Genomic DNA, 15,338 nt, shown 5'->3' with positions numbered 1-15,338 from the left:
CGCTGGCTAGACTGGACGCCGATTCCCACGAACCACCCGACGGAGACGCATGTCCGAGATCACGGCCGACACGGTCGCCCATCTGGCCTCGCTGGCCAGGATCGACCTCACCCCCGAGGAGATCGAGAACCTCACCCGGGAGCTCGGTCAGATCGTCGACTCCGTGGCCGCGGTCCAGGCCGTCGCCACGCCCGACGTGCCGGCCACGAGCCACCCCATCCCGCTCGAGAACGTCTTCCGCCCCGATGTCGTGGGCGAGACGCTGACCCTGGAGCAGGCGCTCTCCGGTGCTCCCGAGCACGACGGCAGCCGCTTCCAGGTCTCCGCGATCCTGGGGGAGGAGCAGTGAGCGCCCACGGCGACGAGCTCGTCCGCCTCAGCGCCTCCGCCCTCTCCGAGCGGCTCGCCGACGGCTCCGTGTCCTCGCGCGAGGCGACGCAGGCGCATCTCGACCGCATCGCGTCGGTCGACGGCGCGGTGCACGCCTTCCTGCACGTCGCGGGCGACGCCGCCACCGCCACGGCCGAGGCGATCGACCGCCGCCGCGCCGAGGGCGAGTCGCTGCATCCGCTCGCCGGCGTCCCGCTCGCCGTCAAGGACGTCATCGTCACCAACGACATGCCGACCACCGCGGGCTCGCGGATCCTCGAGGGCTGGCGCCCGCCCTACGACGCGACCGTGATGCAGAAGGTCCGCGCGGCCGGCCTCGTGCCGATCGGCAAGACCAACATGGACGAGTTCGCGATGGGCTCCACCACCGAGCGCTCGGCCTACGGCCCGACGCACAATCCGTGGGACCTCGACCGCATCCCCGGCGGCTCCGGCGGCGGCTCGGCCGCGGCCGTCGCGAGCTACGAGGCGCCGCTGGCCCTCGGCTCCGACACCGGCGGCTCGATCCGCCAGCCCGCACACGTCACCGGCACCGTCGGCGTCAAGCCGACCTACGGCGGAGTCTCCCGCTACGGCGCCGTCGCGCTCGCCTCGAGCCTCGACCAGATCGGGCCGGTCTCGCGGACGGTCCTCGACGCGGCGCTGCTGCACGACGTGATCGCCGGGCACGACCCGCGCGACTCCACCTCGCTCCGCGACGAGTGGCCCTCCTTCGCCGACGCGGTCCGCCGCGCCGACGTGACGGGCCTGCGCATCGGCGTGCTCAAGGAGCTCGACGGGGGAGAGGGCTTCCAGCCCGGTGTCCTCGCCCGCTTCCACGAGGCGCTCGCGGTGCTCGAGAGGGCCGGCGCCGAGATCGTCGAGGTCAGCGCGCCGAGCATCGAGCACGCCGTCGCCGCCTACTACCTGATCCTCCCCGCGGAGGCGTCGAGCAACCTCGCGAAGTTCGACTCCGTCCGCTTCGGTCTGCGCGTGACGCCGAAGGGCGGCGGCACGGTCGAGCAGGTCATGGCCGCGACCCGCGAGCAGGGCTTCGGGCCCGAGGTCAAGCGCCGCGTCATCCTCGGCACCTACGCGCTCTCCGCGGGCTACTACGACGCCTACTACGGCAGCGCGCAGAAGGTGCGGACCCTGGTGCAGCGCGACTTCGACGCCGCGTTCGCCTCGGTCGACGTCATCGCGTCGCCGACCGCGCCGACCACCGCCTACCGCCTCGGCGAGAAGCTCGACGACCCGCTGGCGATGTACCGCGGCGACATCGCCACGATCCCGGCGAACCTTGCGGGGATCCCCGGCATCTCGGTCCCGGCCGGTCTCGCGGACGAGGACGGCCTGCCGGTGGGCGTGCAGTTCCTCGCGCCCGCCCGCCAGGACGTCCGCCTCTACACCGTCGGCGGCGCGCTCGAGGCGCTCCTGGAGGAGCAGTGGGGCCACCCGCTGCTCTCGCAGGCGCCCGATCTCGCCCCCGCCCAGCTCTCCGCTCCCCAGGAAGGTGCCGTCTGATGGCCTCCGCGCACGCCGCCCCCGAGCTGATGGACTACGACGAGGTCTTCGAGCGCTTCGAGCCGGTCCTCGGCTTCGAGGTGCACATCGAGCTCAACACGAAGACCAAGATGTTCTCCGACGCGCCGAACATCGCCGGCTCCGAGCCCAACACCAACACCACGCCGGTCTGCCTGGGCCTGCCCGGCTCGCTTCCGGTCGTCAACGAGCAGGCCGTCCGCTACTCGATCAGCCTGGGCCTCGCCCTCGGCTGCTCGATCGCGCCGTCCAGCCGCTTCGCGCGGAAGAACTACTTCTACCCCGACATGGCGAAGAACTACCAGATCTCGCAGTACGACGAGCCGATCGCCTTCGAGGGCTCGGTCGAGGTCGAGCTCGCCGACGGCACCGTCGTCGACATCCCGATCGAGCGCGCGCACATGGAGGAGGACGCGGGCAAGCTGACCCACGTCGGCGGCTCCACCGGCCGCATCCAGGGCGCCGAGTACTCGCTGGTCGACTACAACCGCGCCGGCGTGCCGCTGGTCGAGATCGTCACCAAGCCGATCCACGGCGCGGGCAAGAGCGCGCCCGAGTACGCCAAGGCCTACGTCGCCACCATCCGCGACATCGTCCTCGCGCTCGGGATCTCCGACGCGAAGATGGAGCGCGGCAACCTCCGCTGCGACGCGAACGTCTCGCTCAAGCCGATCGGCCAGGAGAAGCTCGGCACCCGCACCGAGACCAAGAACGTCAACTCGCTGCGCTCGGTCGAGCGCGCCGTGCGCTACGAGATCCAGCGCCAGGCGGCGATCCTCGCCGCGGGCGGCACGATCACCCAGGAGACCCGGCACTGGCACGAGGACACCGGCCGCACCTCGGCCGGCCGCCCCAAGAGCGACGCCGACGACTACCGCTACTTCCCCGAGCCCGACCTCCTGCCGGTCGTGCCGAGCCCCGAGCTGATCGAGGAGCTGCGCGCCGCGCTGCCCGAGAAGCCCGCGGCCCGCCGCCGCCGACTGAAGGCCGACTGGGGCTTCACCGACCTCGAGTTCCAGGACGTCGCGAACAGCGGGCTCCTCGCCGAGATCACCGAGACCGTCGCGGCGGGCGCGTCCCCGCAGGCCGCCCGCAAGTGGTGGACCGGTGAGATCGCCCGCCTCGCCAACGCCGCGGGGCAGGACCCGGCCGCGCTCGTCTCGCCCCAGCAGGTCGCCGAGCTCGCCTCGCTCATCGAGGCGGGCACCCTCACCGACCGGCTCGCCCGCGAGGTGCTCCAGGGCGTCATCGCCGGCGAGGGCACCCCGCAGGAGGTCGTCGACGCCCGCGGGCTCGCGGTCGTCTCGGACGACGGAGCCCTCATCGAGGCCATCGACGCGGCTCTCGCGTCGCAGCCCGACGTGCTGGCGAAGATCCGCGACGGCAAGGTCCAGGCCGCCGGCGCGGTCATCGGCGCCGTGATGAAGGCGATGAAGGGCCAGGCCGACGCCGCCCGCGTCCGCGAGCTCGTCCTCGAGCGCGCGGCGGGCTGAGCCGGTGCGCGGGGAACGGAGGCCGGCGTGAGCATCCTGCCCGGCGACGCCGCCGTCCCCGCGCGGCTCGACCTGCCGGGCGGGGCGTTCCTCCGCCCGCTGGTCACGAGCGACGCCGATCTGCTCCACAGCGCGATCGGGCAGCACCGCGACTGGCTCGCCGGGCTGCTGCTCGAGGGCGATCCCGCCGGGCTGCCGTCCGCTTCGCCGGGTGACGACCTCCGGGCGCTGCGGCTGCTCGAGGGCGCGGCTCGCGAGCGGAGCGCCTTCGCGTTCCTCCTGGTCGGCGCGGACTGGACCGAGGTGCTCGGCGCGCTCAGCGTCCGCCCCGCGGACGACGAGGCCGCCGAGGCGTCCTGGTGGGTCGTCCCGGCCCTCGTCGGCTCGCGCCTCGAGGAGGAGCTCGACGCCTACGCGCGGCGCTGGCTGCTGCTGCGCTGGCCGTTCGAGCGGGTGGACACCCCCGACAACCACCCCGAGGAGCCGGCCGCGCTCGCGGGCGCGAACCTGCTGCCGCTGATCCCGGAGGCTCCGGAGCGCACCCCGCTGCCCGAGCCCGACCCGGCCGCCGCCGCCGAGCTCTGGGCCGCCTATCGCGCGCAGGAGCCGGGTCTGCCCGAGGAGCCGGCCCTGGTCGAGGCCTTCGGCGACTCCGTCGAGCAGGCCGACGAGGTGCTCGCCCTGGTCCGGCGGGGCGTCAAGACCGCGACGGCGTCCCTGGCGGGCGACGAGCCCGTTCCCCTCGTGGGCGAGCACTGGGTCGTCTGCGACGGAGCGGGAGTCGCGCGCGCGATCCTGCGGACGACCGAGGTCCGGCTCGGCGCGCTCGACAGCGTCGACGACGCGTTCGCCTGGGACGAGGGCGAGGGCGACCGATCGAGGGAGTCCTGGCTCGCGGGGCACCGCCGCTTCTTCGAGCGCCAGTCGCCGGAGGGGATCGGCACCGTCGTCTTCGAGCGGTTCCGACTTGTCTGGCCGGAGGCGGACGTGCAGAGCGCCGCGGGCTTCTCCCGGCGGATCGCCTCCGAGCGCCAGGGCGGCACCCCCTAGTCCGATCCGGGGGGTTTCCCTGATGCTCCACCCAGCACCGCTGCGACAGAGTGGAGTCATGGCTACTCTCGTGCGCCCCCGTCGGGGCAAGATCATCGCCGGCGTCTGCGCCGGCCTCGCCCACCGCTTCGGCTGGAGCCCTTTCCTCGTGCGGCTCCTCTTCGTGCTCTCCTGCCTGCTCCCCGGGCCGCAGATCATCGCGTACATCGTGATGTGGCTGGTCATTCCGAAGCAGAAGTGATCCCCGCACTCCTCCGCTCGCCCTCCTCCTCCGGGAGCGGCGGCGGGGGAGCGTCGTGGTGTGCGCGGTGAACGTTCACGCGTTCCTTCTCCGCCGTTCTTGACGCGGGTCCCGCGACAGCCGTAGCGTCGTGCGTGAACGTTCACGCCGACGACGCCGCGAAGGGGACCGCATGTCCGACTCCACTCCGTCCGCCACCACCACCGCGCCCGCCGCGACCGTGTCCGCCCCCGGCTGGGCGGTGCTCGGCCCCGGCGGCATCGCCCGCCGCTTCCTCTCCCAGCTCCCCGCGAGCGACCGCGGCGCCCGGCTCGTCGCCGCCGGCAGCTCCGACCGCGGCCGCGCCGCCGCCTTCGCGGCCGAGGCCGTCGAGCACGGCTTCGCGGACGCGACCGCCGGCGACTACGCCACCGTCCTCGCCGACCCGCAGGTCGACGCCGTCTACATCTCGACGGTGCACACCGGACACGCCGCCCTCGTCCTGCAGGCGCTGGAGGCGGGCAAGGCCGTGCTCTGCGAGAAGCCGCTCGCCGTCAACCACGGCACGGCGATGGCCCTCGTCGACGCCGCGCGCAGCGCCGGACTCCCGCTCGTCGAGGCGTACATGTACCGCTTCCACCCGCAGACGGCCGCCCTGCTCGATCTCGTCCGCGACGGCGCGATCGGCGACGTCGTCCACATCGACGCCTCGTTCTCCTTCCGCACCGGCTCCCGCGAGGGCCGTCTCTTCGACACGGCGACGGCGGGCGGCGGCATCCTCGACGTCGGCGGCTACACCGTCACCGCCGCGGCGGCCGTGGTGCAGGCGGCCACGGGCGTCGCCGTCGCCGAGCCCGTCGAGTTCGACGCACAGGGCACCCTCGGTCCCACCGGCGTCGACGAGTGGAGCGTCGCCCGCGCGACCTACCGCGGCGGCATCACCGCGACGCTCCGGACCGGCGTGGCGCTCGACGACGTGAACGCGCTGACGGTGCACGGCACCCGGGGCCGCCTGCACGTGGCCGACCCGTGGTTCGGCGCCGCGGAGTCCGGGATCGAGATCAGCGTCGTCGGCGAGGAGCCGCGGATCATCGCCTTCGAGGGGGAGAGCCCCTACGCGATCGAGGCGGACGCGACGACCGACGCCCTCGCGGCAGGCCTCGTCGAGGCGCCGCAGATGACGCTGGACGAGACCCTGGCGACGGCCCGCACCCTCGACCGCTGGCGCGCCGCGGTCGGTCTCCGCTTCCCGTTCGAGACCGAGACGGCCGACATCCCCACCGTCTCCGGCCGGCCGCTGCGCGTCGCCGCGGACGCCCCGATGCTCTCCGGCGAGATCCCCGGCGTCGGCAAGCGGATGTCGCGGCTCGTGATGGGCGTCGACAACCAGCCCGATCTCGCGCACGCCTCGGCGATCTTCGACGCCTTCGTCGAGCAGGGCGGCACCGCCTTCGACACCGGCTACATCTACGGCGGCGGTGTGCTCGAGGGCCGCCTGGGCCAGTGGATCCGGAACCGAGGCATCCGCGAGGACGTCGTCGTCATCACCAAGGGCGCCCACACGCCCTTCTGCGACCCGGACTCGCTCACCCGGCAGCTGCTCGAGAGCCTCGAGCGCCAGGGCACCGACTACGCCGACATCTACCTGATGCACCGGGACAACCCCGACGTGCCGGTGGGGGAGTTCGTCGACGTGATGGACGAGCACCAGCGCGCCGGGCGGATCCGCGCCTACGGCGTCTCGAACTGGACCCCGGCGCGCTTCGACGAGGCCCAGGAGTACGCACGCGCCAATGGCCGGGCCGGCTTCCAGGCGCTGAGCAACCACTTCGGCCTCGCCGAGGCTTACGACGTCCCGTGGGAGGGCTGCGTGCACGTCACCGACCCCGCGTCGAAGGAGTGGCTGGTCGAACGGCAGATCCCGCTGCTGCCCTGGTCCTCGCAGGCCCGCGGCTTCTTCACCGGCCGCGCCCGCCCCGAGGACACCAGCGACGCCGAGCTCGTGCGCTGCTACTACGGTCCCGACAACTTCGAGCGGCTGCGCCGTGCGGAGCAGCTGGCCGCCGAGCACGGCGTCGGAGCGACGGCGATCGCGCTGGCCTACGTGCTGGCACAGCCCTTCCCGACGTTCCCGCTCTTCGGCCCCCGCACGATCGCCGAGCTGCGCTCGTCGATGCGCGGGCTGTCGATCGAGCTGACTCCGGAGCAGACGGCGTGGCTCGACCTCCGCGCCTGAGCGGGTCCGAGGCGGTCGGCCGCGCGACGATCCACGACGTCGCGGCCGCCGCCGGGGTCTCCCGGCAGACCGTCACCCGGGCGATGAACGGGATGCCGGGCATCAGCGAGGCGACGAAGGAGCGGGTCCTCGAGGCGGCGGAGACGCTCTCGTACCGGCCGTCGCGGTTCGGCCGCGGCCTCGTCACCGGCGGCGATCACCAGCTCGGCCTGGTCGTCGACGACCTGCGGAACCCCTGGTCGCCGGAGCTCGCCTCCGCCGTGGTCCGCGTCGCGGCGGCGCGGGGCTGGAACGTCTCGCTCGCGGACGTGGGCCTGGCGGCCGACTCCGACCGGATGATCCAGGCGCTCGGCGCGCAGACCGACGCCGTGATCGGCACGTTCGGCGACCGGGCGGCGGAGTGGATCGAGCGCCTCGGACCTGTGCCCGTCGTCGAGCTCGACCCCGTGGGCGAGCCGCTGCGGGGAGCGGTGCTGCTCGACCACTCCGAGGCCGTCGATGCGCTCGCGGAGCACCTCGCCGGTGCGGGGGTGCGGCATCCGGTGGTCGTCGACGTCTCGCGGAGCGCACTGCCGAGCAGGCGCGCCGCGCTGCTGGTCCGGGCGCTCACGGAGCACGGGCTGGACGCCTCTGTCGTCCGGGCCGACGCTCCGACCGCGCAGGCCGCGGCGGAGGCGACCGAGCGGATCGTCGCCCGCCCACGGACGGCGGACGCGATCGTCGCCTTCAACGACCTCTGCGCCCTCGGCGTGCTGTCGGCCTGCCGCCGCGCGGGGGTCGACGTCCCGGGCGACGTGCGGGTGATCGGCATCGACGGATTGTCGATCGGGCGCATGCTCGCGCCCACGCTGACGACGCTCGCCGTCGACCTCGACGAGCTCGCCCGGCACGCCCTCGACCTCGCGGTCGCCATGATCGCGGGCGAGCTGCCCCGCACCGGACCGCAGGTGCACCGCACCGTCCGCCACCAGCTCGTCCTCCGCGAGTCCGCCTGAGCCCCCTCCGAGTCGGCGTCACGAGACTCTCTCCCTCCATGCTGGTCGAGTAGCCCCGCAGGGGCGTATCGAGACCCGCACCCCCCGCACCCCCGGAACACCGAGCCCGCTCTGAGTGAACCCTCAGCGATCCGCCCGGCCGGAGGCATAGCGTTGCGCTGTGCGCGCGCGTCCTGCCGCGCCGAGGAGGAGATCATGGGATTCCTGGACCGACTGCTGGGCCGTGAAGAGCGCCCCGAGGACCGTCGCCCCGCCGCCGGCTACCCCGCCCCCGCGGCTGCCGAGCGCCGGGCGGACCGCACCCCGCCCGCCTACGGCACTCCGCCCGCACAGTCCGCGCGCAGCCAGGACGAGATCGCGATCGAGCGCTACCGCTACCTGCTGCGCACGGCCCCGCCCGAGGCGATCGAGCAGGTGCACCGCGAGGCGTTCGAGCAGCTCACGCCCGAGCAGCGCCAGCAGGTCTTCCGCGAGCTGAGCGAGGGCGCCCCCGCCGGTGACGCTCCCCGCGCGGACGACCCCCAGTCGCTCGCGCAGTCCGCGACCCGCAGCGAGCTGCGCCAGCCCGGCTTCATGGAGCGGCGCTTCTCCGGCGGCGGTGCCGGCGGCATGGGCTTCGGCGGAGTGCTCGCGTCGTCGATGCTCGGCACCATCGCCGGCTTCGTCATCGGCTCGGCCATCGCCGACGCCTTCCTCCCCGATGCGGGCGGCGAGGCCGTCCAGGCGGAGGGAGCGGACGGCGGCGACGCCGGTGCCGACGGCGGCGACGCCGGAGCCGGCGACGCGGGCGGAGACGCCGGTGGCGGCGACTTCGGTGGCGGCGGTGACTTCGGTGGCGGAGGCGACTTCGGCGGTGGCGGCGACTTCGGTGGCGGCGACTTCGGCGGCGGCTTCGACTTCTGAGCCGTCGGCTCCACCCCTCGCGGGTCCTGAGGCCGCCGGGCCTCAGGACCCGTCGAGCAGCAGCGCCTTCACCTCGCGGCGCAGCACCTTGCCGATCATGCTCCGCGGCAGCTCGTCGACGACGACCAGGCGCTTGGGCACCTTGTAGGGCGTGAGCGCCTCCCGCACCGTCCGGCGGGCCTCCTCCTCGTCGAGGTGGGCGCCCGGCTCCAGCACGACGGCGGCCGCGACCAGCTCGCCGCTGCGCGCGTCCGGCAGCCCGACCACGGCGACGTCGCGGACGGCGGGCAGCCGCCGCAGCACCTCCTCGACCTCCGACGGCGACACGTTGAAGCCGCCCGTGATGATCAGCTCCTTGATCCGGTCGACGATCGTGACGAAGCCGTCCTCGTCGATCGTCGCGATGTCGCCGGTGCGGAACCAGCCCTCGGCGGTGAAGACGGAAGCGGTCTCGTCGGGCTTGCGGTGGTACCCGCGGAAGACCTGCGGTCCACGGACGACGAGCTCGCCGCGCCCGCCCGGCTCGACCTCGGTCTCCGGGTCCTCCGGATCGACGATCCGGACGTCCGTGCCCGGCAGCGGCAGGCCGACGGTGCCCGCGCGGCGCGCGGTGCTGACCGGGTTCGCCATCAGCACGGGCGAGGTCTCCGAGAGGCCGTAGCCCTCGACGAGGGTGCCTCCGGTGAGCGCCTCGAACGACTCGACCAGATCGGGGTCGAGCGGCATCGCTCCCGAGATCGCGATCTCGATGCCCTGCAGCGAGATGCCGCGCTCCTGTGCGCGGAGGGCGAGGCGCTCCGCGATCGGCGGCACGGCCGGCAGGAAGGTCGCGGGGTGCTTGCGGACGACCTTCAGCACCAGGTCCGGGTCGAACTTCGGGAAGAGCACGAGCCGGGCGCCCATGCTCATCGCGAAGGTGAGGCAGAGCGTGAGGCCGTAGGCGTGGAACATCGGCAGCACCGCGTAGACGACGCAGTCGCCGCGGCGCACCGTGGGCACCCACGCGCGGGACTGCGCGGCGTTGGCCGTCAGGTTGAGGTGCGTCAGCTCGGCGCCCTTGGGCGTGCCCGTGGTGCCGCTGGTGTACTGGATGACGGCCAGGTCGTCGGCCGTCGGCCGCGGGTGCGCCGGGTCGAGGCGGCGGCGCAGCAGGGAGTCCCACTCGATCGCCCCGCGCACCTTGCCGGTCAGGGCGGCGCGCGATTCGCGGGCCTTGCGGATCGGCAGGCGGAGCGCGGCGCGCATCGGCGCGGGCATCGCGCGGGTGAGGTCGACCGAGACGATCGTCTGGACGCCGAGATCCTCGGGCAGGTCCTGCACGAGCGGGACGACGCGGTCCCAGGCGATGGCGACGCGCGCACCGTGGTCCTCGAACTGGTGCCGCAGCTCGCGCGGCGTGTAGAGCGGGTTGTGCTCGACCACGACGGCGCCCAGGCGCAGCACCGCGTAGAACGCGACGACGTGCTGCGGGCAGTTCGGCAGGACCAGGGCGACGGGATCACCGGAGCGCACGCCGAGGCGGCGCAGTCCCTCCGCGGCGCGCTCCACCTCGTCGGCGAGCTGCGCGTAGCTGGTCGAGCGGCCGAAGAACTCCAGGGCGACCTGGTGCGGGTAGCGCTGCGCCGACTCGGCGACGATGTCGACGAGCGATCCGGTCGGGAGCTCCAGCTCCTCCGGCACTCCGTCTGCGTAGCTGCGGATCCAGGGGCGGGGCGGGTGAGTGCTCACCCGCCCCACTCTAGGCGCAGGGCTGCGGGCCCCCGATCGACGGGCGCCGGTGCGAGCCGGGGCTCAGGCGCCCGCGGCGACCGCGTCCTCGATGGGCGTCTCGCCCGAGACGATCTCCCAGGTCGCACCGATCGAGGAGGGGTCGGCCAGCACCGCGATGACGGTAGCGGCGACGTCCTCGCGCGGGATGCTGCCCCTCTCGACGCTCTCGCCCAGCGCGATCAGGCCGGTGCCCTCGTCGTTGGTGAGACCGCCGGGACGCAGGATCGTCCAGTCGAGGTCGGTGCCGCGGAGCGCCGTGTCGGCGTCGCGCTTGGCCTCGACGTAGGCGCGCCAGCCCTCCTCCGTGTCGTCGGCGAGCGGCTCGTCCACGCCGATCGCGCTGATCTGGACGAAGCGGCGGACACCGGCGATCGCGGCCGCCTCCTGGCTGAGGACCGAGGCGCCGAGGTCGACGGTGCGCTTGCGCTCCGGGCCGGAGTCCGGACCCGCGCCGGCGGTGAAGACCAGGGCGTCGACGCCCTCGAGCGCGGCCGCGAAGTCCTCGGCGGTGGAGTGCTCGAGATCGTGGACGAGGGGCTCGCCGCCGAGGCGGACGATGTCCTCCGCGTGGTCCGGGTTGCGGATCACTCCGACCGATTCGTGTCCGGCGTCGTAGAGCAGATGGAGGATCTGCTGGCCGACCTTGCCGTGTGCTCCGATGATGGCGACGCGTGTCATGGTCCGTTCCTCTCCTCGTCGGGGCGTGCGCCCCTCTTCCCGGTCCGGCGGTGACGCGGACGCTCCATCCTGCCGCCGGTCGCCTGGACCCGTTCCCAGGCGGGGCCCGTGCCCGTCGTCAGGCGGCGAGGCGGTCGTCGCGGCCGGTGACCGCGAGGAGCCTGCTCTGCAGCGGTGCCGAGGGGTCGATCGGCACGGGAGCGGCGAAGAGCCCGCTCGCGCGCAGCGTCTCCTCCTGCGGGGCGAAGAGCTCCCAGACGGCGGAGACGAGGCCCTCCTCCATCGTCTCCTCGCTGCCGGTGGCCCGCGCGAGGTCCCAGGTGTGCACGGTGACGTCGGCGACCTGCTCCTGCAGCAGCTCCAGGGCGGTGACCGTGTCGCGGCCGAGGCGCAGGGGAGCGTCCGGGTCGATCGCCCGGGAGACCGCGCGCAGCTGCGTGGTGACGCGAGTCCACTCGGTGCGCAGGTCGGCCGCGACGGACTCGAGCCGGATCGGCGACTCGTCGCCTCCGGAGAGCAGCGTGTGCGCCCGCTGCTGCTCGCGGACGACGTGCAGCACGAGCGCGCGGGTGTCCCACTCGGTGTCGGGGGTCGGCGCCGACCAGTCGACGACGGCGTCGAGACGGACCTCGAACGCGGCGTGGGCGCGGGCCTGGAGGTCGAGCCAGAGGCTCAGGTCGGGGTGGTCGGAGGCGGGCTCGTGCTCGTGCGTCATGTCTTCTCCGGGGAGTCGTCGGGGTGCTCGGGTCAACCGCGGGAGCGGCGGAGCCATTCCCGCCGGCGGCCGTCGCCCGCTCCGCTGCGGTGGAGCGGTGCTGACGGGGGCGGTGTCGGTGGTGCGTGCGACCATGATCCTCGGAAGCATCGCGGTGCGGGCGCGGTGCACCACGAGCGGGAGAGCCCGGCGACGGGCGAGCAGGCAGGACGGCACGTGAGCAAGCAGGACGGCAGCGGGCGGCAGATCACCGCCGAGCCCTTCGACGACCCGCGCGCGAGCATCCTGCACGTCGACATGGACGCGTTCTTCGCCTCCGTCGAGCTGCTCGAGCACCCCGAGCTCCGCGGGAAGCCGGTCGTGGTCGGCCACATCGGCTCGCGCTCCGTGGTCACCGCCGCGACCTACGAGGCGCGCCGGTACGGGATCAACTCGGCCATGCCGATGGCCGTCGCGCTCCGCCGCTGCCCGCACGCGATCGTCCTCGAACCGCACATGGACCGCTACCGCGAGGCCTCGCGCCGGGTGATGGCGATCTTCGACTCCTTCACCCCGCTCGTCGAGCGGCTCAGCATCGACGAGGCGTTCCTCGACGTCGCCGGCGCGCGCCGGATCAGCGGGTCGCCGTGGGCCATCGGCACCGAGATCCGCCGTCGCGTGCACGACGAGCTCGGCCTGACCTGCTCGGTCGGCATCGCCAGCACCAAGTTCGTCGCCAAGCTCGCCTCCGGCCGCTCCAAGCCGGACGGCCTCCTCGTCGTGCCCTCCGACGGTGTCCAGGCCTTCCTCGACCCCCTGCCGGTGAGCGCGCTCTGGGGCGTCGGAGCGAGCACGGAGGAGGCGCTGGTGCGGCGGGGCCTGCGCACCGTGGCCGACGTCGCGACCACTCCGCTCGCCTCGCTCGTCTCCGCCCTCGGCGAGGCCACCGGCCGCCGCCTGCACGCGCTCTCGAACGGCGTCGACCCGCGCCCGGTCGACACCCGCCAGATCGAGAAGAGCGCGGGCCACGAGATCACCTTCGCCGACGACGTCGCCGATCCCGAGCTCGTCCGCCGCGAGCTGCTGCGGCTGTGCGACAAGGTCGCCGTGCGGATGCGCCGCTCCGGCGTCCGCTGCCGCACGGTCGCCGTCAAGGTCCGCTTCGGCGACTTCAGCACGCTGACCCGCTCGCGCACCCTCCCCGAGGCGACCGACGTGGCGCGCGTGCTCTACGACGCCTCGTCGGCGCTCCTCGAGGCGGCGAACCCGCTGCGCAGGCCGGTCCGGCTGATCGGGGTGCGCGGCGAGCAGCTGGTCGAGGGCGACGACGTCGCCTTCTCCCTCTGGAGCGACTCGGACGACTGGCGCGACGCGGAGCTCGCCGTCGACGGCGTCTCGGCGCGCTTCGGCACCGGCGCCGTGCGGCCCGCCTCCCTGCTCTCGCGCTCCGCGCCGGAGTCGGCGAAGGGCATCGACATCAGCGACACGCTCGCTACGCGGAGCCGATCGTCAGACTGATCGGCCGGTGGTCCGAGCCGTTCCGCGGCAGGACCTCCAGAGTCGCGGCGGGCACGCCGTCGGCCAGCGCGTGGTCGAGCGAGACGAGCGGGAGCAGTGCCGGCCAGGTCGCAGGGAAGCCGACGCCCGAGGTCCGGACGAGCCGGGCCTGCTCCAGCACCGGCGCCAGCAGATGATCGTCGGTCGCGGTGTTGAAGTCGCCGACGACGAGCCGGCGGTCGGAGTCGTCCTCGGCGAGGGTCGAGGCGAGTCCGCCGAGCATCGTGTCGCGCTCGGCGTGGTCGCCGAGGCGGAACGACGCGAGGTGCACGACGAAGAGCCGCGTCGTCCCGAGCGGCGTGCCGACGTCGACCGCGAGGGCGCGGTTCCAGTCGAGGCCGAGGTCCAGCGGCTCGCCGTTCGAGAGCTCGGTCCGGCTCCAGAGGCCGACGGTGCCGACCACGTACGAGTGCGGGTACTCGTCCGAGAGCTCGGCGTCGACGGCCTCCCGGGCGTCGCCGTCGAGCTCCTGGAAGGCGAGGACGTCCGGCTCCCGGCTCGCCAGCTCGGCGGCGAGGGCGCCGGCGTCGTCGCCGGTGCCGAGGTTCTGGCTGACGACGGTGAAGGAGCCTGAGCGGACGGCCGGAGCGGGCAGCGCCACGGGGAGCACGAGCACGCCGTAGACCGTGGCGAGCACGGTGACCGCCGCCCCTGCGCCGCGCGAGCGGAGGGCGACCGCGCCCGCCATGAGGAGGAGGACGGCGAGACCCGACCAGGGGATCGCGGTCTCGACGACCGACAGCCAGCCCCCGGCGTCGCCGAGCGCCCGGTGGAAGGCGAGGAACGCCGCCAGCAGCAGGCTCGCGGTCGCGACGACCGCGGCGCGGACCGGTCGACGGCGGCGCGGACGGGACGGCATCCGACGATCATCGCAGCAGACCTCGGGGAGGAGGTGGGGGAGTCCTGTGCGCGCCGGTGCGCCGCTTGTCGCCCGTTCGAGGTGCGGAGTAGCGTCGGGCCATGCCCAACATCGCTGTCTCCCTGGCCGACAAAGTGACCTCCGCGGGTGCCGCGACGAGCTACGGGGAGCCGGTCGAGGTCGACGGCGTGTCGCTCGTGCCCGTCTCGCTGCGCTGGTTCGGCTTCGGCGGCGGCAGCGGCTCGGAGGACGGCCAGGAGGGCGGCGGAGGCGGCGGCGGCGGAGCCGTCATCCCGATCGGCGCCTACATCAAGGACGACCTCGGTCTGCGCTTCCAGCCCAACATCGTCTCGGTCCTCGCCGTCGGCATCCCGCTCGTGTGGGTGTCCGGCAAGGCGCTCGCGCGGATCATCCGCGCTCTCAAGAAGTAGGCGGCGGCCGCCCCGGCGCGGTCTCAGCGCTGGGGCCGCGCCGTGAACCAGGTCTTCTTCGTCCGGCCGAAGCCGACGATCAGCCGCTCCGAGTCGTTCGGGCGGCGCGGGTCGTAGATCACCGCGACCGGCTCGCCCGCCATCCACGCGTCGCCGCGGCGCTGCGGGGTCTTCACCGCGCGCCGCTCCTCGCCGTCCGCGAGACGGTAGGAGACGAGCAGGCGCCCGAGGTCGCGGGCCGCCGCGGCGTCCCCGAGGGTCGGGTCCTGCGCGATCACCCGTCCGGGGACGCGCGTCCCGTAGCTGAGCAGCTCGCGGCGGATCCGGAAGCGGCGACGCCAGAGCATCACCTGGAGCAGCACCACGAGGACCGCGGCGAGGACGAGCACCACCGACCACGACATGCTGTCTATGATTGCTGACGAACACGGGAGTCCGGTGCACCGGGCTGAGAGGAAGGCAGCAGCCTTCGACCGTCGAACCTGATCTGGGTCATGCCAGCGAAGGAACGTTTCGATCTCCTCTTCCATACCCGTGCCCT

Annotated in this window: 15 protein-coding genes and 1 riboswitch; of the genes, 10 read left to right on the top strand and 5 right to left on the bottom strand. The window is 73.8% G+C overall.

Annotated features, from left to right (window positions below; genetic code table 11):
• The first annotated feature begins 49 nt into the window (after positions 1 to 49).
• From gatC to HQQ82_RS02370, 8 genes are all read left to right on the top strand, one after another.
• Positions 50 to 349, top strand: a complete 300-nt coding sequence (gene gatC, locus HQQ82_RS02405) for an Asp-tRNA(Asn)/Glu-tRNA(Gln) amidotransferase subunit GatC (protein WP_173231486.1) — start codon at positions 50 to 52, stop codon at positions 347 to 349.
• Positions 346 to 1,893, top strand: a complete 1,548-nt coding sequence (gene gatA, locus HQQ82_RS02400) for an Asp-tRNA(Asn)/Glu-tRNA(Gln) amidotransferase subunit GatA (protein WP_173231485.1) — start codon at positions 346 to 348, stop codon at positions 1,891 to 1,893. The genes gatC and gatA overlap by 4 nt, the downstream gene beginning before the upstream one ends.
• Positions 1,893 to 3,404: an Asp-tRNA(Asn)/Glu-tRNA(Gln) amidotransferase subunit GatB gene (gatB, locus tag HQQ82_RS02395; protein WP_216848150.1), complete on the top strand. Its 1,512-nt coding sequence runs from the start codon at positions 1,893 to 1,895 to the stop codon at positions 3,402 to 3,404. The genes gatA and gatB overlap by 1 nt, the downstream gene beginning before the upstream one ends.
• A gap of 27 nt (positions 3,405 to 3,431) precedes the next feature.
• Positions 3,432 to 4,454: an ASCH domain-containing protein gene (locus tag HQQ82_RS19710; protein ID WP_367947779.1), complete on the top strand. Its 1,023-nt coding sequence runs from the start codon at positions 3,432 to 3,434 to the stop codon at positions 4,452 to 4,454.
• Positions 4,455 to 4,512: 58 nt separating this feature from the next.
• Positions 4,513 to 4,695: a PspC domain-containing protein gene (locus HQQ82_RS02385; RefSeq protein ID WP_173231484.1), complete on the top strand. Its 183-nt coding sequence runs from the start codon at positions 4,513 to 4,515 to the stop codon at positions 4,693 to 4,695.
• Between the two features lie 172 nt (positions 4,696 to 4,867).
• Positions 4,868 to 6,910, top strand: a complete 2,043-nt coding sequence (locus HQQ82_RS02380) for an aldo/keto reductase (RefSeq protein WP_173231483.1) — start codon at positions 4,868 to 4,870, stop codon at positions 6,908 to 6,910.
• A complete protein-coding gene (locus HQQ82_RS02375) occupies positions 6,889 to 7,905 on the top strand; it encodes a LacI family DNA-binding transcriptional regulator (RefSeq protein WP_173231482.1) in 1,017 nt (338 codons plus the stop codon). The genes HQQ82_RS02380 and HQQ82_RS02375 overlap by 22 nt, the downstream gene beginning before the upstream one ends.
• Before the next feature lie 195 nt (positions 7,906 to 8,100).
• Entirely contained in the window at positions 8,101 to 8,808 is a 708-nt protein-coding gene (locus HQQ82_RS02370) for a hypothetical protein (protein WP_173231481.1), read from the top strand.
• Positions 8,809 to 8,850: 42 nt separating this feature from the next.
• Here HQQ82_RS02370 and HQQ82_RS02365 read toward each other — a convergent pair whose 3' ends face one another.
• From HQQ82_RS02365 to HQQ82_RS02355, 3 genes are all read right to left on the bottom strand, one after another.
• Positions 8,851 to 10,536, bottom strand: a complete 1,686-nt coding sequence (locus HQQ82_RS02365) for a long-chain-fatty-acid--CoA ligase (RefSeq protein WP_173231480.1) — start codon at positions 10,534 to 10,536, stop codon at positions 8,851 to 8,853.
• Between the two features lie 63 nt (positions 10,537 to 10,599).
• Positions 10,600 to 11,256, bottom strand: a complete 657-nt coding sequence (locus tag HQQ82_RS02360) for an SDR family oxidoreductase (protein ID WP_173231479.1) — start codon at positions 11,254 to 11,256, stop codon at positions 10,600 to 10,602.
• 118 nt (positions 11,257 to 11,374) lie between these two features.
• A complete protein-coding gene (locus tag HQQ82_RS02355) occupies positions 11,375 to 11,971 on the bottom strand; it encodes a TIGR03086 family metal-binding protein (protein WP_173231478.1) in 597 nt (198 codons plus the stop codon).
• 216 nt (positions 11,972 to 12,187) lie between these two features.
• Here HQQ82_RS02355 and dinB point away from each other — a divergent pair, with 216 nt between their 5' ends.
• Complete coding sequence (dinB, locus tag HQQ82_RS02350; RefSeq protein ID WP_173231477.1) at positions 12,188 to 13,468, top strand: DNA polymerase IV; 1,281 nt, start codon at positions 12,188 to 12,190, stop codon at positions 13,466 to 13,468.
• On the opposite strand, the gene HQQ82_RS02345 is transcribed toward dinB, so the two are convergent.
• Entirely contained in the window at positions 13,443 to 14,366 is a 924-nt protein-coding gene (locus HQQ82_RS02345) for an endonuclease/exonuclease/phosphatase family protein (RefSeq protein WP_173231476.1), read from the bottom strand. The two genes, dinB and HQQ82_RS02345, sit on opposite strands and share 26 nt — an antisense overlap.
• 101 nt (positions 14,367 to 14,467) lie before the next feature.
• On the opposite strand from HQQ82_RS02345, the gene HQQ82_RS02340 reads away from it, so the two are divergent.
• Positions 14,468 to 14,797: a hypothetical protein gene (locus tag HQQ82_RS02340; RefSeq protein WP_173231475.1), complete on the top strand. Its 330-nt coding sequence runs from the start codon at positions 14,468 to 14,470 to the stop codon at positions 14,795 to 14,797.
• Positions 14,798 to 14,820: 23 nt separating this feature from the next.
• On the opposite strand, the gene HQQ82_RS02335 is transcribed toward HQQ82_RS02340, so the two are convergent.
• Complete coding sequence (locus HQQ82_RS02335) at positions 14,821 to 15,201, bottom strand: DUF3592 domain-containing protein (protein ID WP_173231474.1); 381 nt, start codon at positions 15,199 to 15,201, stop codon at positions 14,821 to 14,823.
• 14 nt (positions 15,202 to 15,215) lie between these two features.
• A riboswitch (TPP riboswitch) is annotated at positions 15,216 to 15,323 on the top strand.
• The last annotated feature ends 15 nt before the right edge of the window (positions 15,324 to 15,338 follow it).

Source organism: Rathayibacter sp. VKM Ac-2856 (genome assembly GCF_013205055.1).
Classification (GTDB): domain Bacteria; phylum Actinomycetota; class Actinomycetes; order Actinomycetales; family Microbacteriaceae; genus Rathayibacter.
Note: the sequence above shows the minus strand (reverse complement) of the source record. Positions and strands in the feature narration are given on the sequence as shown.

Coding starts and splice junctions, on each gene's coding strand:
- gatC (WP_173231486.1), top strand. CDS start 50: ATGTCCGAGATCACGGCCGACACGGTCGCCCATCTGGCCTCGCTGGCC.
- gatB (WP_216848150.1), top strand. CDS start 1,893: ATGGCCTCCGCGCACGCCGCCCCCGAGCTGATGGACTACGACGAGGTC.
- HQQ82_RS02385 (WP_173231484.1), top strand. CDS start 4,513: ATGGCTACTCTCGTGCGCCCCCGTCGGGGCAAGATCATCGCCGGCGTC.
- HQQ82_RS02380 (WP_173231483.1), top strand. CDS start 4,868: ATGTCCGACTCCACTCCGTCCGCCACCACCACCGCGCCCGCCGCGACC.
- HQQ82_RS02370 (WP_173231481.1), top strand. CDS start 8,101: ATGGGATTCCTGGACCGACTGCTGGGCCGTGAAGAGCGCCCCGAGGAC.
- HQQ82_RS02360 (WP_173231479.1), bottom strand. CDS start 11,256: ATGACACGCGTCGCCATCATCGGAGCACACGGCAAGGTCGGCCAGCAG.
- HQQ82_RS02355 (WP_173231478.1), bottom strand. CDS start 11,971: ATGACGCACGAGCACGAGCCCGCCTCCGACCACCCCGACCTGAGCCTC.
- HQQ82_RS02345 (WP_173231476.1), bottom strand. CDS start 14,366: ATGCCGTCCCGTCCGCGCCGCCGTCGACCGGTCCGCGCCGCGGTCGTC.
- HQQ82_RS02340 (WP_173231475.1), top strand. CDS start 14,468: ATGCCCAACATCGCTGTCTCCCTGGCCGACAAAGTGACCTCCGCGGGT.
- HQQ82_RS02335 (WP_173231474.1), bottom strand. CDS start 15,201: ATGTCGTGGTCGGTGGTGCTCGTCCTCGCCGCGGTCCTCGTGGTGCTG.